Raw genomic sequence first — 20,919 nt, forward strand, 5'->3', positions numbered from 1 at the left:
GATATTAATTGGAGAGGTTATTTTGTATGTTTTAAAAAATTACCACAAACCAATAAGATGAAGCATATTTGCTAAGATACCTAAAGCTATTACAGCTACAGGACCAACAGCCAGCTCTACAAGTGGTTTCTTTGCCATTCTATTAATTAGATAAAATCCTAAGATCCAAAAGAATCCAATACCAGGTGCTATTTGCTCAGATGCCATAGCACTGCCTATAAGTATTGCCATGCCAAGTACATCGGCTAAAGATGTTCGAATATGTTCACCCATTTCTCTAACACCAGGAAGTTTATCCATCCCTTTTGTAACTACAGATAACAACATTACTTCAGCATACATAACAGCAGCACCTACTACGAATGCTAATAATGGGATATCTCTAAATATTAGCCCTACTACAAAAACTAGTGTTGTTCCGGCAAGACCATATACACCCGTAACGATAGATGTAGAAAATACTAATGGAATAAAACCAATTGCACGCGCAAACGTTGCAATCGCTCCTTCAGTATATTTTCCTTCATTAATAAGCGCTTGTGGCATTGCATCAACAGCAAGTACTAATTGAGCTGAAACTAAAGCAACAAGACCACCCATAAGTGCAAGTAACCAACGATTTCTTTTAATCTTGTTAACTCGTTCGGCAAATATATTAACTAAGTCAGCATTTGTGGATTCGTCGCCACCTCTTACTTTAGCTGCATAATAAACCATCATTAACATCCCTGCTAATAGAGCCATACCTTCAGGGCTTAATGTTATGTCATATGAACCAATCGAAAATGATCCGAATTTGGAGAATAACAGATAAATAACAAAGGTTATAAGAGCCGTGTTAAAAGCTTTCTTCATTCCATGTTGATACCCAACTGCAACGGCTGGGAATACAGTAAATGATATAATAATAGGCGTTCCTACCAGACTTAATGAGTCTAAGAAATTAACCGGAAGTTGATTAAATAAATCAACAATAAATTGTAACCCCAGGCACACTCCTATACTATAGACAGCACCAATAATACCTGATAGAATCATTCCTTTTTTACCTTCTGGCGTCCAAATCCCGATAATATCACAAGCTAGTAAAATACTATGTCCTATTATAATTGCGGCACCAATAGATAACGGAATACCAAAGCCTACTATTAAACCAAAGCTTAACGCAAAGCTTGTAGCAGCTAGTTCTTTTCTTGTTAGGCGCCCTTCTAAATACTCCGGCATAATCGGGCGAAGACCATCATTAAAAACAGCAACTCCTCGATTAACTAACATTGAACCCACAGCTCCAACTAAAGCAATCGAAATTAATTGAAATATTGTAAATTCCATACGTACACCTCCACAAAGTTTATTTTTTTAATAAAATAGGAATCAGCATGTCTATTACATTTTTAGAAGAGGTCGCAGTAAAGCCAAAAGCTACTTTCCCATCTTTAACTGCTTCTTCAATTTGCTCTTTTTCCATAATCGTACTAGGAGTTGCTATTGAAACACAGCTATCGCTTCCTATTAGAGCTAATGCCATAGCAAGTGCACCACCGGAACCAGTTTCACATGCGCCTACATAATAATCTGCTTGTTTGTTTTTCAATGCCATAACGGCATCTAAATCACTTTTTACAGAGACATTAACGTCACTCCCTCCCAATTCCATTATTTGTTTCTCTATCTGTTGTTTGTTTAACTGACCACCTATAACAACGTTAATCATTTTGAAACCTCCTGTTTGTTATTTTCAACTACTCCATGTAGGTGAAGGTAAAAGAAACCTCGCTCCTCTTTTGGTAATTCTTCATTAATTGCAGCGCTTACATATGAGATGACCTTCTCTATCTCTTTACGGTGTGGCGTTTGATACACCTCTTGTAAAATAGCGTTAGAAGGACCTTCAACTGTTTCTCCATTTTCTATCCTTGTCAAAGCCATTGCCATATGTACCCAAAACATTTCCGAATGCTTTATTGTTTCACATTGAAAACTGTTTTTCATAAAATCAAATGTTTGATTTGTCACTTGATACGCTTGACTTGTAATGGTTTGAGTTTCTAACAAAATATCCAATTTTCCATTCACTTCTTTTTTTTTCATTATTAACCTCCAAAATACTGTATTTAGGATATTGATAAGGAGAAATAATTAATAATGTGGTATTATTTCTCCATTTTCTACACTTTTTTGAACGATCAGAATTTGTTCTTTTGTGACCGAAGCCCATTTATCTTTTATTTCTTCTTCTCTTTCACTATCAATAACAATGACTGCTTCTGATGTATCTTTAGACACCCTCAAGGCTTCTTCTGATTCAAAAGAAATAGATTTAAATGTTTGTGATATTTTCTTTTCATCTACGTTCCAAATCGTAGCATCTATCTCGTTCGCTTGAAGCTTTTCGAAAAGTTGCATATAATTCACATCAATGTATGTGACATTTTTGGTAGCGAATTCCAAAGATGTTAAGTGCATCTGATCAAGAGATTCTCTGTCTACTCCTACTCTCATACCATCAATAACCTGCGTTTTTTCTTCATCTGCTAAGAATATTTTATGTGCTGATACATAACTTTTTGATCCAAGTCGTTCCATTATAATTAAGTTGGAGTATTTATCGAGCATTGCATCCGCAGTCATTTTTGAAACGACAGCATAATCACATCTTTTAGTACGTAATGCCTCAATTCGATTCACCCCACCTCGCATGTATATTAAATTAACTCGACTACCCGAGGTTTCAAAGGCATCTACCATTCCCGTAGCTAACCCTTCATATTTTCTTGAATATGGTAACGGTAACGATCCAATTAATGGAGCAAAACCAGAAATTTCAAGCAACATCCCCTTATCTTTCCAGACTAAGAATGTACCTAAATGACCTCTAGCTTCCAATTTAATCGCCTTCATCTCTTCTAATAAACGAAGTGCATTTTGAACAGTGCCTCTTCCGATAGATAAGATTTCGCAATAATCTGAAACACGAGGTATTTTTTCTTTTTCATCTAGTTGCAAAAATAATTTAGCGATTTTTTTTGCGGCTAATCCATTTTTAGAATAGAATTTTTCCCACATAAACAACTTCCTCTTGATAAATATACTGTATTCTGTATATTAAATATTATAATTGTATTTTTCACTTTTTGCAACCCCAAATTTCTAATAATATATCGTGCTGCTTTCTATATGTCCATACTACATTATGGTTAAGCTGACTAGAATAATAATATTTATTTTACTCTTACAAAAACTCCCTTTAAGGTAAGAAGATTTGTTTTGTTCTATCTACTTCCTTAAAAGGAGCATTGTTTGCACACGTTTGATTCTACTATATGAGCAAGTTTTAAACTTTTCCTTTTAGATTATTACATTTTATACCTATCTTGAATCATTATGTTTTTTCATCATTTTTAAATAGATTTTTTATTCTCTTCTATATCATACACAAAGAAAATTCAATGGAACAAATTTTCAAGAGTATAGTTAAATAAGGTTATTGACTGATTTTTAATGACAACATTTACTCTTTATTTATACTTAAAGACATTCACTTTCTTTAAGCCATATTTTTATAGGTCTGCTCCGTTATCTCATGCTGTAGAGAATTGCCATTCGTATAACGTTTTATTTCATCTAGCATAAACGCCCCTAGTCTTGCTCTTTCATTACCAGAACTTCCGGCAATATGAGGAGTTAAAATCACATTCGGTAACGTATATAGTGGTGAATCTTTTACGGGCGGTTCTGGATTGGTTACATCTAAAAGAGCTGTTATGTCTGAGCGCTCTTGTAAAACCTCTATTAATTCATTTTCTTCTACTATGGCTCCTCGAGCTGTATTAATAAAAGTTGCATTTTTCTTCATTAATAAAAAATGTTCCCTAGTAATCATATGCTTTGTGCTAGGTAAAAGCGGACTATGTAAAGAAACTACATCTGATTTTTTAAAAATGTCTGTTAAAGAACACAATGTTACATTTAAACGTCTTGCTTCTTCCTCTTCAACAAACGGATCATATGCTAATACTTCTATATCAAAATTTTGAAGAAGGTCAACTACTTTACGACCAATTTGACTCAATGAAATAATACCAACAGTAGATTGATAAGCTCCAATTAAAGGTTGTAGCATACCATTTAAATATGACTTTTCCTCTTTGAACTGCTTAGATAACTGCCAACCGTTTTTTAAAGAGAATAAAATCTCGCTCAATGTGAATTCTGCTACTGGAATTGAATTCGCCTTATTAGCTGTCGTTACCTTTATTCCTCTTTTCCATACTTCTTCTGTTAGTAACTTTTTCATAGTTCCAGCAGCATAAAAAATTGCTTCTAAATGAGGTGTTTCATCTAAGAAAGCTTGATCAAAAACCGGGGCTCCCCATCCTGAAAAAATCACTTCTACTTCATTTAATAAATCGATATATTCATGATAATTCCTTTTTGTTAATGGCTTACCAATAACATCGACATGTTGAGATATTTCTTTTTGTACCTTTGGTGTATACACCTTTTCAAATAATTCTTCATCCATAATAAAAAGACCTTTTTTCATGCAGTTCACTCCTTTAAATACTGAATATAAATGACTCATTTGTTTGTTGCTCTTTTTTGAAACATTTTAATAAGCGGACCAATAATTAATACAGAAATTATCGTTCCCTCACGAATACCCTGAATTGTTCCTAAAGCTATAAATGAAATAACAGCTGCTAAAAGAACTAAGATAATATCAAAATAAAATTTTACTGTACCAAATTCTTTTGAACTTTTTATAGCTATTGCTTTTACTATACCTTCTGCCGGATTATTTACTACTTGTGCCTTCAATTGTAAGACCGTGCTAAGTGCAATTATCACACTTCCCACAATGACCATATTTAATTGAATCAAATAAGACAACTGTGCAACTAAAGTAACTAAAGCAGACCAAAGATCAATAGAAATTCCTAAGATAGGACCAACTAACAATTGTAGATATTGTATTTTCGGGAATTCTTGTCTCAATAGGATTACTTGTATCAAGACAAAAAGAAAATTTAACACCATCGTTAGCATTCCAAAGCTCACTGGAAGAAACAAACTTAAAACATACGGAGGACTTGTAATGGGGGTTGTTCCAAGGTGTGCTAATGTTACTAAACTAATACCAAGCCCCATAATAACAAGACTTAAGAAAAATAAAAAATAGGATTTTAATGTGTTGAATTCAATCAAAGGGATACACTTCTTTCCACGAATATTCATATAAAGCGATTAATGTCTGAAGTGACATTATGCTTTTTTCTATATTAATGATATGTTCTTTTCCGAGACTTGTCTTATTGACTCAAGAAGAAAATCTCATTTACAGAATTAAAATGATTGAATAGAATGAACACAGAACATCTAAACTAGTATACAAATCTACAAATTAAACTATGTTATAAACAATTAGAACAATATTTTAACAGCTATATGACCAAAACAGACCTTTTAATCATTTATAAAAGAACCTATCATTTCGATAGGCTCTTAATTATAACGCTATTTCTTCATATTTTTTATTAGCATCGGTACCTTATCCCCATACACTTCAAGTAGCTTCTTATTGTGTTCATCTGAACCAGCAACATTTCCACTTAGAAAAACAGGTGGTGTTTCTCCTGTTTCAATAAGCAAATGAACAACTTCCGCTAATATCGATTGAAGGATTGAAATACCAATCACTGAAGACGATGGAGCAAACCTAATTCCAGAATCTGAATGATGCAACGTAGTATCACCAACTGGTACATGATTATCAATCACATAATGACACGCATCTTTTAGATAAAACCCTTTTTCATGTCTAGAAGATTCTGTCTTAGCATATGCCGTACTTGTGATTGCTACAGTAGTTGCTCCACATTCTTTCCCGTAAAGCGCAACATCAACAGGAACTGGATTAATGCCTGAAGTGGAGATTACAAGCAGCACATCATTTTCTGTAATCGAATACTCTTCAAGAAACGGGCGAACATATTGATTTTTCCGTTCTTTTTGAGATGAAGCAGCCCCACCCTGATGAAGCATTAAGGGCTCTATTAATATAGGTGATACTGGTGCAAGCCCACCCGCCCGGTAAAAAACTTCTTCTGTCAATATGTGGGAGTGACCAGATCCAAATAAGTAAACTATACCGCCCTTATTTATTTTCTTAAAAATCTCTTCACTTACTTGCTGCATTACTTGTTCTTCTATTTCAAATACATGTTTCAGTTGTTCTTGTATTCTTTGGTAATAATTTTTTATCATTTCTTAACCCTCTCGCACGAATTTTATTTCATTAGCAGTTTTAAGACAACCATAATTCAAGTAATTATGATTACAAGGATTATAATACTTAAACCCGATGCATTCGGTCTTTATATTTATTCATTAACGCTTCGTTGTATTCTCTGCCACCCTCTATGTTTGCACTTTTCATTATAGGTGGTTCAATACCTTTGGACACCAATTTCTCAATCGCATGTAACACTACACTATTTAGTAAAAAGGCAGCAGAAATAGAGGATGTTGCACCTGTCTTCATGTCGTATTCCGGTATATCTATTACACAGTCCCCTGGATCACCATAATTATCTAATACCACATCCGCAAATTCATACAATTTCTTACCACTTGAATGTAAACTTTTCGCATTTGTTGATTCCTTTAAGTTTGTAACAACAATCAGTTTATTGCCTTGTTCTTTCACATATTTAGCCATATCGATGTGTAAAGGATTCTTTCCAGAGTTTGAGATGAAAATAAAACAATCTTCTTTCCGTTTATCCACTAAACGAATGAATGCATCACCTACTCCTTCAATAACCTCGAACCATCCATTAGTACCGTAAAACTCTTTAATTGCTTTAGAATTAACAAATCCTCCTGCACGTCCTGCAACTTCAATTGCAGCGGCAAATGAATGCCCTGAACCAAAGGACTGAATAATCCCGCCACGTTCCACCGTCTCTACCAGTATGTCTGCAGCTTTTTTAATATTGTCTTGTTGTTCGTTGTGTATTTGCTTCAAGATGCTATCAATTTTTGTATAAAACTGATCGACATAATTCATTGCATTCACTCCTCAAGCTATAGCTTTGCTTTTTTCATAAATTCTACAATATTAGTTTCGGGTTCATCTGGTACCATTTGCGCAGTCACTTTTATACCAGAATCAATCAGTGTCTTAATAGCCTCTTTTTCACTTGGAGTAATGCTAACTGACTTTTTAATTTGTACGGAATCAAATCGATTTGATAGATTTCCAACATTAACTTGAGTTAACTCTAACCCCTCTTCTTGCAAACGCACTAAAATTTCTGGTTTTTTTACAATTAATAATACGCGCTGCCCTTTATAATTACCGGCTTTTATATTTGCTGTAGCTTTTTCAAATGTTAAAATAGACGTATTTACTCCAGATGGTGCAGCCATTCGCAACACAGCTTTTTCATGGTCACTGTTAGCAATAATATCATCTATTACCATAATTCTGTTCACTTTTAGTCCGGTAGACCACCGTGTAGCTACCTGACCATGAATTAAACGATCATCCACTCTTACATGCACAATTCCTTCCATCTCTATCACTCCTTATGTTGTAAAGATCTTTAAGTTATAAGCAATGACTCCAATAGCCATTAGTATAAAAACAACACGTGTTGAATTTAATTTTTTTCTTCCAAGCATCCAGTAAGTTAAGGCAACAATAAGTACTGGGCCTAGTGATGGTAAAATTTGATCAGCAAGCTCCTGTAGTGATAGTGTAACTTCACCTTGTTTAAACTCGTATCCAAAAGTTGCTTTAACAACCGTAGGAACAAGTGCACCAACAACTGTGAGCCCAAGTATATTGGCAGCTTTAGTTAAATTTTTTAATCTGCCACCAACTTCTGTTACAAGCCTAACTCCTTCCTGATATCCTGACCAAACAAAAAATCGCATTGCCCCAAGACGTATAACACCGAACACAATCCAGAGAAGAAGGCCAATCGGGTTACCTTCAATCGCCAAGTATGAGGCTATTGAGCCCACAATCGTAGTTGGAATAACAAAGAAAAGTGTATCTCCAATTCCAGCAAGCGGTCCCATCATACCAGTTTTCAATGAAGCAACAGCTTCCATTGATTTAATTCCTTTCTCTCTTTCCAGCGCTGTATTTACACCTAGTATTAGTGGTGCCATAGCATTGTTTGTATTGAAAAATTGCATATGTGTCATAGCAACTTTTTTACGTTCTTCAGGATCTTTATATAAGCTTTTTATTAAAGGAAGAACACTAAAATAATACCCAAGGCCTTGAAATTTCTGATAGTTCCAACTCGCTTGACCAAAAAAGAACCATCTCCAAAATACTTTATTTAGTTCACGATCCATTTTTCGTTTACTCATCTTCCATCCCTCCATTCGCTAATGCAGGATCATTTGTACTATTTTCATTTTTTGAAAAATGTTGATAGCCTAAGATTGCCAATGCAAGTCCAATTAAGGCAGCACCCAAAACGGTTATATTCAAGTAAGCCGCTACAACAAATCCAATAATTAAATATGGTATATTTTCTTTTACTGGTAAATACCTTAATAAGATGGCTATTCCTAAAGCTGGAAGGATTCCACCAGCAACTTGTAAGCCGCTCATCAGCCACTCTGGCATGTGAGCCACTATTGATTCAATGAAATTCGCTCCAAAGACCAGTGCTAAGAATACCGGTATCATTCTGGATAGGGATGTTGGAAGTAGCCCCCATAACCCCATCCTCGCTGCCTTGTCTAGATTACCTTGTTTCACAAAAAATTCTGCACGGTTTTGGAAGTACGTATTTGTAAACCGAGCAAGCACATCCAATTGCACCATCAGTAAACCAATCGGAACTGCTAATGATATTCCGAATTCAGCTCCTTTTCCTGAGAAAATTGCAAATGCCGTTCCAATTAATGCTCCGGTCATATAATCAGGAATTGATGCTCCTCCAAAGTTACCCACACCAAGGACGAGTAAATTCAATGTTCCTCCAACAATCAGACCCGTTTGAATATCTCCAAGAATTAAGCCAGCAAAAAAACCGGCCATTGTTGGCTTAACAAACCCCATTGTTGTATTATTTCCATCATAAATTGCAAATGCTGAATACAGTGTAATTAATAAAACCTGCCACCAAGCTACGTCCATATGACTTACCTCCTATTCATCCAAATCATTGTTATTCATTTCTAATAAATCTGCTTTAAAAATTGCATTTTTTGAAGACGCTATTAAATTATCAAGGTCAGATAGTGTAAAGTTACTGTCATCTATAAAAAGAGATTCAAGAATAATTGGTAGATTAACACCGCTTACAACAAATACACTGTGTTCCAACTTCAACTGATGAACTAGCGCTACGGATTGATTGTATGGTGTACCACCTTTTAAATCTGCTAAGATTAGTAAAGGTTTCTCATATCGACTCCATTCTTTTAAATAAGATTGAAGTTCCGTTGAAAATTGTTCTACCCCTGCTTTAGTTAATTCTATTATGTGAAGCTTATCTTGCTCTCCTGTAATCATATCAACTGCCTTTTTCATACCACTTGCTACCCCTTGATGAGATACAAGCAAAACATTCATTGTACCATCTCCTTTTATAATGGCTCTATTTTATTGCTAAAATATTCCCATCTCTTATAAGTTTCAATATATTCAACTACTCTTTTCCCCAGTAAATAGGTGTGTCTACGAATGAAAGCAGTTGGTTCATTATCTTCTATTTCAAGCAAAGTACTTTCTTTAGACGGTGTTGGAAAACATATTTCTGTCACCTCTTTGGAATCTGATTGAAAAAGATTAATGTGAAAATCATTTTTAATTTTTTCATAGATAGAAGAAAATGCATTAAGATCTGTAATATCTTCTTCTTTAATAAATTCAGATAACACATAAGAGTATTGTACAAGTAACGGTATATCCTCAATCATACGTACTCGTTTAATCAAATAAAATGATTCCTGCTCATCAATTTTAAGTTCTTTGGATATTCGGGGATCCCTGATTTTATCAACACTAATAACTCGAACAGATTCTTGCATACCTTGATGATTTTCTTGATCTGAAAACCTTACTACCTTGGCTTTTTTACCTTTAGAAACATAAGTTCCTTTGCCTTGATACCTTACTAAATACCCTTCTTGAGTTAATTCTTGCAAGGCTTTAATTACAGTAATACTACTTACGTTATATTCTTTTTTTAGCTCAGATTCACTGTAAAATTTATCTCCCGGCAAAAAATTCCCATTATTAATCTTATAAAGTAGACTTTGTTTAATTTGCAAATACTTCGGAATAGAAATAAGATCCCCCCTAACTAGTTAACCAGTTAATATATTAAGTTGAACAAAAACTAATGTCATATTATAAGGGCAGACAACAATAACTGTTTGTAGTTAGATTTTTCTCATTATGATTGACCTTAATTAATCGATTAGTGACTTAAGTATCCTTACATCTTCAATAAGCTGTTCTTCGCTATCATCTTTTACGAATTCCATCATCAAATAACGACTACCATTATTTTTTTCTAGTTTTCTCAAGTATTTTTCCCAATCAGAAACTCCTTTTGAAAAAGGGTGTTTTATCCAATCACCAAATTTGAGTTCCCAATGAAAAACATGCACATGCGTGAGCCATGGTTTAATTTCTATAATGCTTTGAACACGTTCTTCCACTGTTTCAAACAAGGCTGGTTGCCAATATAACGATACATTAGCATGATTAATTTCCCTCATCAAACGAATAGAACTATTTACCGTGTCAGTCAAGGTTTTATTATGATATTCCAAATTAATATGAATGCCTTGTTCTGCCGCTAGATTACCAATCCTTTTTGCATCTTCAATAACTGCTGTCCAATTGTCTTCTGTCGCTTGATCCGACCCTATTTTACCAGCCCATACTCGAATAGCTGGGGCTGATAGTTGAACGGCAGTCTCTAATATTGTTTCAAAAGAGATTTCTTGCCCTTGAACACCTAACCGATAATATGAACCATAAGAAACCACTTCCAATCCTGCATCTTTTGTTAAAGTTGCAACACTTTCAGCTTTTTTTAGTTCTCCAGGTCGCACGTGGATATCGGCACCCCATTCTATTCCTTGGATTTTTGCTCTTTTAGCAATTTCCACTACTTCTTGCGTAGATAAATCCCTAAATGTTACAGAGCATAACCCTACTTTGAACACGCTTTCACCTCCCTCTGAACAAACACATAAACATTTTTTTAATTTCTTAACGCTATCATACGCTTTATAATGACCGCTGTCTTATTAATGAAAGAACATATTTCTCAATTTCAGAAATCAAAAATATACGTAATATTTCGATCTATTTTTTAGATTGAGCATACTGATACTCTGTTCTAAATTTATGAGGAGAAACATTAGTATACTCTTTAAATTTTCTATAGAAAGTAGAAATTGCCTCAAAACCTACCTCAAAACATATGGATGCTATATCATTATTTGTTTCCATTAATAACTTTTTTGCAATCTCCATTCTTACCTGAGTCAAATATTTCATCGGTGTCATATCATATTGTTCTTTGAATATCGTATTAACATGCCGCGTACTTATACCAAGTTTTTTCGAAAAATCATTAGCATCCCTAATTTCAAAATAATGTGTATCAAGATAGTTTTTTAAACGTTCAGCTCGAAGTACATTGGCATCAGTAATGTTTGAATCTTTTTGACTTCTGAGCAGAATAAGCAACAACTCTTCAAGATAAATTTTAACAGCCAATCTATTTATTAAGTCTGACTGACTTTGTTCGTAAAGCATTCTTCTTAGCAATTGTCTTATATTCCCTGCTTCAAAAGGGTTTAGTCCTATTAACTTTATTTCATCAAAATTTTCTTCTATTAAAATTCTTGTAATTTCTGAATCTAAATTGGTCAAATCAAATTCGAGAACAAGAACAGTCATTTTAACATCTGAAATAATGGAGTGATTCGCATAAGGTGGAATAAATGCCAGGCTATCTTGTGAAAAAGGGTGCTTCTCCCCTTGGAAGGTTATTTCACCCTTATTTTCTAGTACATAAAGAATTTGATGTACCTTATGATAATGGTTCTTAATTAAATTTTTTTCTGTATGTTTATTTTCTTTCAAACTAATGTTATAAACCATCTAAACCTCTCCTGTAAAGTGGATTTGTTTCATCTCCCTATGATAACACGGCAACTATTTTTAAAATAAGATTAGTGATTTTTATTTCGAATAAACTTTATTATAGCTAGGAGCATTCGAACAAAAAAATGATTGTTGAAGATGCAACAATCAAAACATGGCATACGATACTATTTCCTATTCAAATAGGAGTTAAAACTAAATGAATAAGCCATAGTAATATAAGCTCCTTGAACATAGAGTGTAATTTTTTTTATATGGTATATCGTTATCGAATTTTTTCTTGTTCTGTGGTGGGCTCACGCCAACTGAATATTCAATACGGGGAGGAGAGTGTTAAATATAAGATCATTACGTCATACCACAACGTCTAACTAACCTATATCCTTTAGTTCTGAAGTGCCGTTCCTGTGGAAAAATTACATACAGTAGCATACACTAATTATGTAATTTATCTAGATATATATATTGTTTTAATAAATCAAAGAGCCCAAAATAATTCACTTTGGGCTCTTAGTTCTTCTCCTATTTATATCTCCATAGCTGTCACATCATAAATGTCTGCTAGCTTTGTTAAACCTTCAATGTCAGTTTCTGTAACAGTTTTATCAACGGTTAATAACATGATTGCATCTCCACCTACATCTGCACGACCCACTTGCATTGTAGCAATGTTAATGCCTTCATCAGCTAAAACACTACCAACTCTACCGATTGCGCCTGGCAAGTCTTTATGATGAATAAACAGCACATGACCTTCAGGGGCTAAATCAACACTATAATTATCGACTTTGACGATGCGCGCGCCTAATCCATTTAGAAGTGTTCCCGCAACGGTATGCGTGCTTGTTTTGGTTTTTACTTCTACAGTAATTAAATTCGTGAATCCTTGTGCTGTACTTGTTTTTTGTTCATTAATCACAATACCACGTTGTTCAGCCAAGAATGCTGCATTTACATCATTAATATGATCACCAAAGTGGCGCTCTAGCAATCCTTTAATCGTATTTCTAGTTAACGGAGCTACTTCCATTTCATATAATTCACCTGCATAATAAATTGTAATTTCTTCAATCACTTCTTTGGTTAGATTTGTTAAAAATAGTCCTAGCTTTTCTGCCAAATGAAAGTATGGTTCAATTTTCTTCATTAACTCCTTTGGAACTGATGGTAAGTTAACTGGATTTTTGACAGATTCTCCTGTTAAAAATCGAACAACGTCATGGCTCACATCAATCGCTACATTCTCCTGTGCTTCTACCGTACTTGCACCTAAATGTGGCGTAGCAATTACTTCAGCTAACTCCAATAATTTATGATCTATTGCCGGCTCTTCTTCAAACACGTCTAATGCGGCTCCAGCAACTTTCCCAGAAACAATAGCATCATATAACGCGTCTTCTTCAATAATTCCACCACGTGCACAATTGATAATTTGTACACCATCTTTCATTTTTTTAAATGCTTCTGCATCGATTAAATGTTTTGTCTCTTTTAATAACGGTGTGTGTAAAGTGATAAAATCTGATGCACGAATGACCTCATCCACTGTTCCATGCGAAACACCTAATTGTTCGGCCTTCTCTTCCGTGAAAAATGGGTCGTAGGCAACCACTTTCATGCGTTGTCCTTTTGCTCGCATAGCTACTTCTCTTCCAATACGCCCCATGCCAATTACACCTAAAGTTTTTCCCTTCAGTTCTACACCAACGTGTGATTTTCTATCCCACTTCTTCTGTAATAATGCATGATAGGCTTGAGGAATTTTTCTAGCAAGTGACATTAGCATTGCCATTGCGTGTTCTGCAGCTGAATTCGTATTGCCATCTGGCGCATTAACGACAATTACACCATGTTCTGTAGCTGCTTCTAAATCAATGTTGTCAACACCTACACCAGCACGACCAATAATCTTTAAGTTTTTTGCTTTTGCAATAATATCACGCGTAACTTTGGTTTGACTTCGTACTAGTAAAGCATCATAATCACCTATTTTTTCTTTTAATTGATCGACAGTTAAGTCGGTAAACATGTCTACTTCTATTTCTTTTGCTTCTCGTAATGGAAAAATACCATCTTCACTTAATGGATCACTAATTAAAACACGATACGTCATTTTATTCTCCCCCTATTTATTTTATTGTTTGGTTACATTGGCTTTTATTCTATTTTACATGAACAGCTTATAAAAATATTCCGACATGCTTCTCCCTTCTTATATTTTAAAAATTACATTAAAAAAAACTTTCCACCCTTTACGTTTGCGTAAGGGGCGAAAAGTTGTAACATCCGCGGTACCACCCTGGTTTTGCTGTCAAAGAACAGCCTTGATTGGATTATGCGTAACGTGCATCACGTGTAGATCTACTACTGTTCAATCTACCTACTCTGAAGTGCTATTCATTGTACGATTTACTGATTTGCACCACCCATCAGCTCTCTTAAAAATCGGCTACAATAAACTTGTCTTCTTCTTCGTATTATTATTCACAAAGAATTTTGAATTTTCATATATAATAGCACGAATAGAAATTATGTCAACAGCTTTTACATTTTTTTGTGATTTAATTGTTTAAAAGCCTGAATTAGATGGACATTATGTTTAACTTTAGTTTTAAAGAAGTCTGTTTTTTAATTTGTTCCCGATGAATTAGCAGCTGAAACTCCTACAATACTCGCAATCATTACAGCTTGTTGTGCCTGCATCATTGCCTCCATTATTGTGTGCAAGCCTGCTTCTAATAATCTGTTATCATCTATTTTTTCACTGATAACAAAATTTATTGCAAAAATGAGGTTAAAATCCTTTGTCCATTTAAAATTTTTTATATGATTCATCTGTTCAGTAACTAACCTAATCGTATCGATTAAATCTGTGGTATCCTCTAGTAAAGCTAACATACCGACTTGTGGATAGAGCATTTTCTTAATTTTTATCCCAGCCTGTTTAAACGCATCTAATAGATGAGTTGATCGACTAACCAATGTCTGTGGGCTAATACTTGAATCAAGGGTCAAAATATGTGTTAAGAATTGTAGGTCATTTCCTTTCTTGAACCCCATATTACTCAAATTTTCATAAAGCCACTCTACTCGATTCATTAAGTTATTTATATCTTCATTTACTCCAGATAAAAGTGCAGCAAGTGGATAATCACTACTCGATGTTAAAAAGAAATGCTTCTTTTTCATCTCTTTATAAATAATAAACGATCTATCTACTTGCTCGTTATAAGATGATTTCTTTGATGAATTTGTCATGATCGCCATTGCTGCAATATAAGTAAAAGAACCTCTAGAAAAATCTCCTTTAATTAATTGATCATATACATCAATTAATTGATGAAATTTTTCCTTAGGATTTTGAAATCTTACATCAAGCATTGCGGCTATTGTAAAGCGCTGATAAGATTGTAAGGTCGAAAAAGCTCCAACATGCCTCTTAATATAATTACTGATGTCTAAAAATTGGTCTAATTGAAAAGGCTGATGATTTAAAACATAGGTTGATGCCATTACCATTAAAGTACGTTTATCTGAAACTTTCCATTTTAATTTGTCTTGAAGTTGTTTATAAATTGTTTCAAACGTGGTGATTTTTTCGTTTAATGTTTCTGAATACATATACACACTCTCCTTCTAAAAATCGTCACAAATATAAATTCTATTTTCTAATATACAATTTTTTATATTAATTGCTATCTTTATTACTACGAAAGTATCACATAAAAAGTTTCAGTACTGACCTGAATGGGCAGTACTGAAACTTATCTAGTTCTCTACCAAATATGGTGGTGTGATTTTCACTCCACCACCTCTTTAATTAGATCTATATCATAAATAATGAGGCTGGGACATAACTGGTCGTAAATAACGAAAAACGGTTCCGATCATTATAGAAAAATGATTGGAACCGTTTTTTTTTAGGATCTATTGCACCACTTCTGTGTCTGGCGCTGTACTTTCTCAAGTTCACCGCCATGAATGCAAATCCTAATTCATTTTCTACTTTTTTTCTTTCCTCTTACAGACATACGTTTGAAACGCAAATTAGCCTTCAAAAATCCGAAGATTGGTTCTACATCTATTTTTCGTTTACCATAGATTTTTCCCGTTTCTTTTTCTGAAAGCTGTTGTTTTGTATATGCTTTTTGTTGTTCCCATTTTCCGTTGTAATATATTTTTCGATTATTTCCTTCCTTCGCTTTTGTACATTGTGAACGTAACGGACATTCCGAACAATCCTCACATTCATAGACTTTAAAGAGACGGGTGAAATTATCTTTACCTGTCCGATTGGATGAATACTGGAACACCACTTTTTTATCATTTGGACAGATGAAAGAATCGCTCGCTTCATCATACTCCCAGTTCATTGTGTTAAAAGGATTTTGCTTATATTTCTTTGTCTTCTCTTTTCGGTACATATTGTATGTAATTAGTGGAATGCGTTGTCGATTCGTAAGGACATCATCGTACTTTTGTTCACTTCCATAACCTGCGTCGGCTACGACATATTTAGGCAGCTTAAAGAAACTTTCTTCGATTTTATCTAGAAAAGGAGTGAATGTACGTACATCGGTTGGGTTGGGAAATACATCATAAGCGAGTGTATATTGTCCTTCTGTCCCAATTTGCACATTGTAACCAGCTTTCAATTGTCCATTCTTCATATAATCGTCTTTCATTCGCATAAAGGTGGCATCATGATCAGTCTTGGAATAACTGTTGCGTTCTTCGAATATAGCCATATCTTTTTCGTACTTTTGTTTGCGTGCTACATAATCCTTAAACTGCTTGCGATATTGTTTTGGGGCTTTGCGTTCCGAACGAAGTTGTTTCCGTTCACTTACATTTTCACTTTCTTCGATCTTTTTATCGTATGCTCCAACCGTCTTTTCTAGTTCTTCTACTACGCTTTCGAGATCTTTGGTGGAGAGTTCTTCCATACTTTCGCGTTCTATTTCTGGGATAATTTATTTTACCAATAATTCATCGTACATTTGATTCGATTTCTCCACCAACTTGGCACTATATTTTTCAATCGCTTTTCGCCAAACAAACGTAAACTTATTGGCATTTGCCTCAATCTTAGTACCATCAATAAAAATCGCTTCTTGATCAATCAGTTCTTCTTTCGCCAGTTGACATCGAAATTGCACAAAACATTGACGTAACAGTTCTTTTACTTCTTGATTCACTCGAAAACGGTTAATCGTGCGATAGCTTGGTTCATAACCTTGTGCTAACCACATCATACGTACACTATCTTTCAGTAATGCTTCAATTTTTCTGCCAGAAAAAACAGATTGCGTATAAGCACATAAAATAACCTTCATCATCATGCGTGGATGGTATAGGCAATATCATTTTCTTGCAATTTCATTTCTAAATTTAACGGCAAAACGACTTGATTCATGTTATAATCTTTAAACATAAGGATACCTCCGATAGTTATTGTTTCGTCACTTTAATTTTATCAGAAGGTATCCTTTTTTACTTGCTTAAATTGTTTCTATTTAATAAAAAAATTGCACACTCCAACTATGCGTTGGAAATGTGCAATTTTTTATTATTTATCTGGGTTTTGTCCCAGCCTCATTATTTAAATTTAAAGCCCACTTTATATTAGATGGAATCAGTATTTATAAAGATTTTATTTTGATAAGATTATAAGAAGATAACTACCAGCCCATAGAAGATACGCAACTTGGGTTAGTATATACATGGAAATCTCTAAAGTAGTAAGCTTCCTTTCTCTTTTAATTTTTCTCAATTGAATATAATAAAAGAAAGAGCATAATAGTAACAGTAGTACAGACAATTCATTTATATTCTCTAAAACGTTAATCAGAAACAACTCCTTCAAAATTTATTCTATAGCACCGATTTCATTCCATGGCCACCAAACAAAGTTAGTAGTACCAATAATCTCATCCATTGGTATTAATCCTATCATACGACTGTCTTTACTATTCTGTCTATTATCACCTAAGACAAAAACATATCCTTCTGGTATTTTATCTTGATTAGTATACTCTTCAAGCGTAAAGTCTTCTGTTAAACCAGCATTATGATACTTGTTGAGGTTAGATAAATATGGCTCCTTTTGAGGTTCTCCGTTTACATATAGTTGTTTATCTTTATATGCTATGTGTTCTCTTGGTAACCCAATAACACGTTTTATTAACTTCTTATTATCACTATCCTGAAAAACAATTACGTCATATCTATCCAAATCCCCAAGTTTATATCCTATTTTGTTAACAATCAACCGTTCACCATCTTCAATAGTAGGCATCATCGACTCTCCACTTACAGCAACTGGAGTAACAAAGAAAAATTTAATTATGAAAAAGAATATTAACGCAATAATAATCGCCTTTATCCATTCCAATATTTCATTTTTTTCTTTTGTTTGTCCCATTATATCGGCCTCCTAATAACATATTCCAATGAACCAACTGATTTTATTGTAACATCAAACAAAAAGCTGTGTTGTAGAAATTTCAACACATAAATTCTATTGCTACAAATTAAAAAAGAACCTTTAGATGTATTTTTACATTTAAAGGTTCTTTAAAGTAATAACTTAGTAAATCCTATTCTACAGGCGTAGCTCCACAGGTTAACGAAAATACAAATATAGTAACTGGATTAACAGATATACCAGCTAATGCAAGAATACCAGCTGCAGCAATCCAATCTTTATTTTCAACATATCCTAAAAATTCATCTAATACATCTCCGCCAATACCTACTGCATCAGCCCAACACCTTTCGAAAGCGTTATCAAAAGTTGTTATGCCTTTTTGGCTATTCATATAACTAACAGCACTTTTAATACCAGACTTTTCTTTTTCACTAAAAGAGGAATTATTTAGCTCTTTCTCATCAATAACATATTTGCCTGTCGACTCGTCTATTACAGCAATTTTAGTAAAGATGTATTCTAATTCAGAGGCCATAGCTTTCACTTCTTCAGGTGAAACTTCGCTTTTCTTTTCATTACTAACTGTTTGAGCTGAAGCAACCATAGGTAACATAGCTATCGCAAAAATAGTGACAAATGATATAACTTTTTTCAACATAGTAGTTATTCCCTCCATTTTGAGTATCTTTAGTAGAGTCTTGTTAGCCCTTTTCCATTGTTGTAGGTCATGGCTATAGCTAGAGTTATAGAATAACTATAGCTATCTCTAGATTCTACTCCGTCCTCCCTTCTCGCAAATTGCATTAAAGCAATTTGCTATAATATGAGGTTTCACCACTATGTTAACAATTTTGACCATTTATAAATGTGATATAATTGAACTATTTAAGTCACAAAATTCGACATAAATTAAAACAACTCAATATACACCCCTTCACGAATCTCTCCGTAAGCAACTGGAAGTTCATCTGAAGATAATGCTTTATCTTTTGTTACCTGTGATAAGGTTTCCCATTCTCCCGACTCATAAATAGGGTTGCCATTTGCTTCAATTTCATATAGATAATACTCTTTCATTTTCCTTCCTCCTTTTGTCTATATAGATAAGCCTTGCTCTAACGGTTTATTAGGACGCTCAAGTTTGACACCAAAAACCACAGGAATGCCTATATCATGGGCTTTCTTTTGGTTTTTTCATGTTCAAAAGTGAGTACTATTTATATCTTTTTGTCTCTTTTAAAATTTTTTTCAGCTTTTTAATCGTGACTATTTCTGTATCTGTTCGGAAGCCGAAAGCGTCATGCAATCTGTCGGTCAAATCCGAGCAGGTATAGGTTGGAATATAACCTTCATTCATACATTCCAGCATCCTCATCTCCCGTAACGCTTGGATAATCTTACAACATGTATCGGCTTCATCGATTTTCTTCTCCAGCAATCGATAGATCAATAACGAGAGAAAACATACCAGGAAGTGAGCTTTGATCCGTTCATCTTTCTGGAGGAAAATGGGACGTGTCCGCATTTCACTCTTTAGTATCCGAAAAGTTCCTTCTATTTCCCAACGTCGTTGATTGATTGTGTGACTACTTTTTCGGGCGATTTCACCCTCACCTGTGACATGAGTGGATTGGATGAAACGATCCGGAGAATTTGCCTGTTTTTTTCGATGCGAGAAGGATGGGCAACCTTCCTTTGCGCGCGTTCAATCTGCTTTTCTCGGATGCCTGCTTGATAACGCTTGTGTTTTGGCGAAAAAGTAACAATGAGTTTCTGTTCAAGTCCATTTTCATTTATCCAACGTTCCTTGTAATATACCTGTGTGTCTGTTTCGAGCGCCAAATCATCCAGATGGATCAACTGTCTGCTTTTCGAATTTGTCCTGGCAATCTTCCATCCAGCGGGATCCAATGCCCACTCTTTCAAATGTTTTTTCAGCTTTTTTATGGACTGTGTGGTGACAAATGCCCGATTGCCCATCGAATTGTATAGTCGGTTTTCATGAGAAGAAAGCCCCGGATCGGTACAGACTACAAATTTCGACAACTGGAAGTCTTTTAGAATTCGTTTCTCCAGGGGTTTCAAGGTGGGCTGTTCATTTTGGTTCCCCGGATGGATGACAAAGGCAAGTGGAAGACCACTGCCATCCATAAAGAGCCCCATTTGCACGATCGGGTTGGGGCGGTTTTCTTTTGACAGACCATATTGCTTCAAACCCTCGGCTTCTTCCAGATCGAAATAAAAATTTGTGGTTCTACGTCAAATCACGTTGGTGAGTCAGAATAGTCAACTGAATTATTTTATGTTCGCGTCCTAAAGTAGCTAA

The 20,919-nt window shown here is 34.5% G+C and carries 21 protein-coding genes, 2 pseudogenes and 1 other annotated feature; all 23 genes and pseudogenes read right to left on the reverse strand.

Annotated features, from left to right (window positions below):
* Positions 1-39: 39 nt before the first annotated feature.
* Entirely contained in the window at positions 40-1,332 is a 1,293-nt protein-coding gene (locus tag ACH6CY_RS07020) for a YhfT family protein (protein WP_374066617.1), read from the reverse strand.
* 19 nt (positions 1,333-1,351) lie between these two features.
* Positions 1,352-1,714 carry a DUF2620 domain-containing protein gene (locus ACH6CY_RS07025; protein WP_374066618.1) on the reverse strand — a complete coding sequence of 121 codons (363 nt, stop codon included), beginning with the start codon at positions 1,712-1,714 and terminating at the stop codon, positions 1,352-1,354.
* Complete coding sequence (locus ACH6CY_RS07030; protein WP_374066620.1) at positions 1,711-2,091, reverse strand: PRD domain-containing protein; 381 nt, start codon at positions 2,089-2,091, stop codon at positions 1,711-1,713. Before ACH6CY_RS07030 ends, ACH6CY_RS07025 begins: the two co-directional genes overlap by 4 nt.
* A gap of 48 nt (positions 2,092-2,139) precedes the next feature.
* Positions 2,140-3,066: a GntR family transcriptional regulator YhfZ gene (yhfZ, locus tag ACH6CY_RS07035; RefSeq protein WP_374066621.1), complete on the reverse strand. Its 927-nt coding sequence runs from the start codon at positions 3,064-3,066 to the stop codon at positions 2,140-2,142.
* Between the two features lie 481 nt (positions 3,067-3,547).
* Positions 3,548-4,546 (reverse strand): hydroxyacid dehydrogenase, encoded by a 999-nt coding sequence (locus ACH6CY_RS07040; protein ID WP_374066622.1) that lies wholly within the window; start codon positions 4,544-4,546, stop codon positions 3,548-3,550.
* A 35-nt stretch (positions 4,547-4,581) separates the two neighbouring features.
* Complete coding sequence (locus tag ACH6CY_RS07045; RefSeq protein WP_374066623.1) at positions 4,582-5,208, reverse strand: YczE/YyaS/YitT family protein; 627 nt, start codon at positions 5,206-5,208, stop codon at positions 4,582-4,584.
* Positions 5,209-5,517: 309 nt separating this feature from the next.
* The gene (locus ACH6CY_RS07050; protein WP_374066624.1) at positions 5,518-6,267 is read right to left on the reverse strand and encodes an SIS domain-containing protein; all 750 of its coding nucleotides are present in this window, start codon (positions 6,265-6,267) and stop codon (positions 5,518-5,520) included.
* Between the two features lie 88 nt (positions 6,268-6,355).
* A complete protein-coding gene (locus ACH6CY_RS07055; protein ID WP_374066625.1) occupies positions 6,356-7,072 on the reverse strand; it encodes an SIS domain-containing protein in 717 nt (238 codons plus the stop codon).
* A 17-nt stretch (positions 7,073-7,089) separates the two neighbouring features.
* Entirely contained in the window at positions 7,090-7,587 is a 498-nt protein-coding gene (locus ACH6CY_RS07060) for a PTS sugar transporter subunit IIB (RefSeq protein ID WP_374066647.1), read from the reverse strand.
* Between the two features lie 6 nt (positions 7,588-7,593).
* Positions 7,594-8,391, reverse strand: coding sequence for a PTS system mannose/fructose/sorbose family transporter subunit IID (locus tag ACH6CY_RS07065; RefSeq protein WP_374066626.1), 798 nt, complete (start codon positions 8,389-8,391; stop codon positions 7,594-7,596).
* The gene (locus ACH6CY_RS07070) at positions 8,384-9,169 is read right to left on the reverse strand and encodes a PTS mannose/fructose/sorbose/N-acetylgalactosamine transporter subunit IIC (protein WP_374066627.1); all 786 of its coding nucleotides are present in this window, start codon (positions 9,167-9,169) and stop codon (positions 8,384-8,386) included. Before ACH6CY_RS07070 ends, ACH6CY_RS07065 begins: the two co-directional genes overlap by 8 nt.
* A 12-nt stretch (positions 9,170-9,181) precedes the next feature.
* Positions 9,182-9,607 (reverse strand): PTS sugar transporter subunit IIA, encoded by a 426-nt coding sequence (locus ACH6CY_RS07075; RefSeq protein ID WP_374066628.1) that lies wholly within the window; start codon positions 9,605-9,607, stop codon positions 9,182-9,184.
* Between the two features lie 14 nt (positions 9,608-9,621).
* Positions 9,622-10,308 carry a GntR family transcriptional regulator gene (locus tag ACH6CY_RS07080; RefSeq protein ID WP_374066629.1) on the reverse strand — a complete coding sequence of 229 codons (687 nt, stop codon included), beginning with the start codon at positions 10,306-10,308 and terminating at the stop codon, positions 9,622-9,624.
* A gap of 141 nt (positions 10,309-10,449) precedes the next feature.
* The gene (locus tag ACH6CY_RS07085) at positions 10,450-11,214 is read right to left on the reverse strand and encodes a sugar phosphate isomerase/epimerase family protein (protein ID WP_374066630.1); all 765 of its coding nucleotides are present in this window, start codon (positions 11,212-11,214) and stop codon (positions 10,450-10,452) included.
* A 142-nt stretch (positions 11,215-11,356) separates the two neighbouring features.
* Positions 11,357-12,160 carry an AraC family transcriptional regulator gene (locus ACH6CY_RS07090; RefSeq protein ID WP_374066631.1) on the reverse strand — a complete coding sequence of 268 codons (804 nt, stop codon included), beginning with the start codon at positions 12,158-12,160 and terminating at the stop codon, positions 11,357-11,359.
* 529 nt (positions 12,161-12,689) lie between these two features.
* Complete coding sequence (gene serA, locus ACH6CY_RS07095; protein WP_374066632.1) at positions 12,690-14,276, reverse strand: phosphoglycerate dehydrogenase; 1,587 nt, start codon at positions 14,274-14,276, stop codon at positions 12,690-12,692.
* 149 nt (positions 14,277-14,425) lie between these two features.
* Positions 14,426-14,645, reverse strand: a binding site (T-box leader).
* A gap of 146 nt (positions 14,646-14,791) precedes the next feature.
* Complete coding sequence (locus ACH6CY_RS07100; protein WP_374066633.1) at positions 14,792-15,784, reverse strand: DUF4003 family protein; 993 nt, start codon at positions 15,782-15,784, stop codon at positions 14,792-14,794.
* A 205-nt stretch (positions 15,785-15,989) separates the two neighbouring features.
* Positions 15,990-17,597 (reverse strand): annotated as a pseudogene (locus ACH6CY_RS07105) (IS1182 family transposase).
* Positions 17,598-17,816: 219 nt separating this feature from the next.
* Positions 17,817-18,032 carry a hypothetical protein gene (locus ACH6CY_RS07110; RefSeq protein WP_374066648.1) on the reverse strand — a complete coding sequence of 72 codons (216 nt, stop codon included), beginning with the start codon at positions 18,030-18,032 and terminating at the stop codon, positions 17,817-17,819.
* Positions 18,033-18,587, reverse strand: coding sequence for a signal peptidase I (lepB, locus tag ACH6CY_RS07115; RefSeq protein WP_374066634.1), 555 nt, complete (start codon positions 18,585-18,587; stop codon positions 18,033-18,035).
* Positions 18,588-18,762: 175 nt separating this feature from the next.
* Positions 18,763-19,269, reverse strand: a complete 507-nt coding sequence (locus ACH6CY_RS07120; RefSeq protein ID WP_374066636.1) for a hypothetical protein — start codon at positions 19,267-19,269, stop codon at positions 18,763-18,765.
* 233 nt (positions 19,270-19,502) lie between these two features.
* On the reverse strand, positions 19,503-19,670 hold the full coding sequence (locus tag ACH6CY_RS07125) for a hypothetical protein (RefSeq protein ID WP_374066638.1): 168 nt from the start codon (positions 19,668-19,670) through the stop codon (positions 19,503-19,505).
* A 136-nt stretch (positions 19,671-19,806) separates the two neighbouring features.
* A pseudogene (locus ACH6CY_RS15690) lies at positions 19,807-20,843 on the reverse strand (IS1634 family transposase); the annotation flags it as partial.
* Between the last annotated feature and the right edge of the window lie 76 nt (positions 20,844-20,919).

Origin of the sequence: Paraliobacillus sp. JSM ZJ581, from assembly GCF_044383835.1 — a bacterium.
Lineage (GTDB): Bacteria > Bacillota > Bacilli > Bacillales > Amphibacillaceae > Paraliobacillus.

Coding starts and splice junctions, on each gene's coding strand:
- ACH6CY_RS07075 (WP_374066628.1), bottom strand. CDS start 9,607: ATGAATGTTTTGCTTGTATCTCATCAAGGGGTAGCAAGTGGTATGAAA.
- ACH6CY_RS07020 (WP_374066617.1), bottom strand. CDS start 1,332: ATGGAATTTACAATATTTCAATTAATTTCGATTGCTTTAGTTGGAGCT.
- ACH6CY_RS07040 (WP_374066622.1), bottom strand. CDS start 4,546: ATGAAAAAAGGTCTTTTTATTATGGATGAAGAATTATTTGAAAAGGTG.
- ACH6CY_RS07090 (WP_374066631.1), bottom strand. CDS start 12,160: ATGGTTTATAACATTAGTTTGAAAGAAAATAAACATACAGAAAAAAAT.
- ACH6CY_RS07025 (WP_374066618.1), bottom strand. CDS start 1,714: ATGATTAACGTTGTTATAGGTGGTCAGTTAAACAAACAACAGATAGAG.
- ACH6CY_RS07125 (WP_374066638.1), bottom strand. CDS start 19,670: ATGAAAGAGTATTATCTATATGAAATTGAAGCAAATGGCAACCCTATT.
- ACH6CY_RS07120 (WP_374066636.1), bottom strand. CDS start 19,269: ATGGAGGGAATAACTACTATGTTGAAAAAAGTTATATCATTTGTCACT.
- ACH6CY_RS07065 (WP_374066626.1), bottom strand. CDS start 8,391: ATGAGTAAACGAAAAATGGATCGTGAACTAAATAAAGTATTTTGGAGA.
- ACH6CY_RS07050 (WP_374066624.1), bottom strand. CDS start 6,267: ATGATAAAAAATTATTACCAAAGAATACAAGAACAACTGAAACATGTA.
- lepB (WP_374066634.1), bottom strand. CDS start 18,587: ATGGGACAAACAAAAGAAAAAAATGAAATATTGGAATGGATAAAGGCG.
- yhfZ (WP_374066621.1), bottom strand. CDS start 3,066: ATGTGGGAAAAATTCTATTCTAAAAATGGATTAGCCGCAAAAAAAATC.
- ACH6CY_RS07100 (WP_374066633.1), bottom strand. CDS start 15,784: ATGTATTCAGAAACATTAAACGAAAAAATCACCACGTTTGAAACAATT.
- ACH6CY_RS07070 (WP_374066627.1), bottom strand. CDS start 9,169: ATGGACGTAGCTTGGTGGCAGGTTTTATTAATTACACTGTATTCAGCA.
- ACH6CY_RS07030 (WP_374066620.1), bottom strand. CDS start 2,091: ATGAAAAAAAAAGAAGTGAATGGAAAATTGGATATTTTGTTAGAAACT.
- serA (WP_374066632.1), bottom strand. CDS start 14,276: ATGACGTATCGTGTTTTAATTAGTGATCCATTAAGTGAAGATGGTATT.
- ACH6CY_RS07055 (WP_374066625.1), bottom strand. CDS start 7,072: ATGAATTATGTCGATCAGTTTTATACAAAAATTGATAGCATCTTGAAG.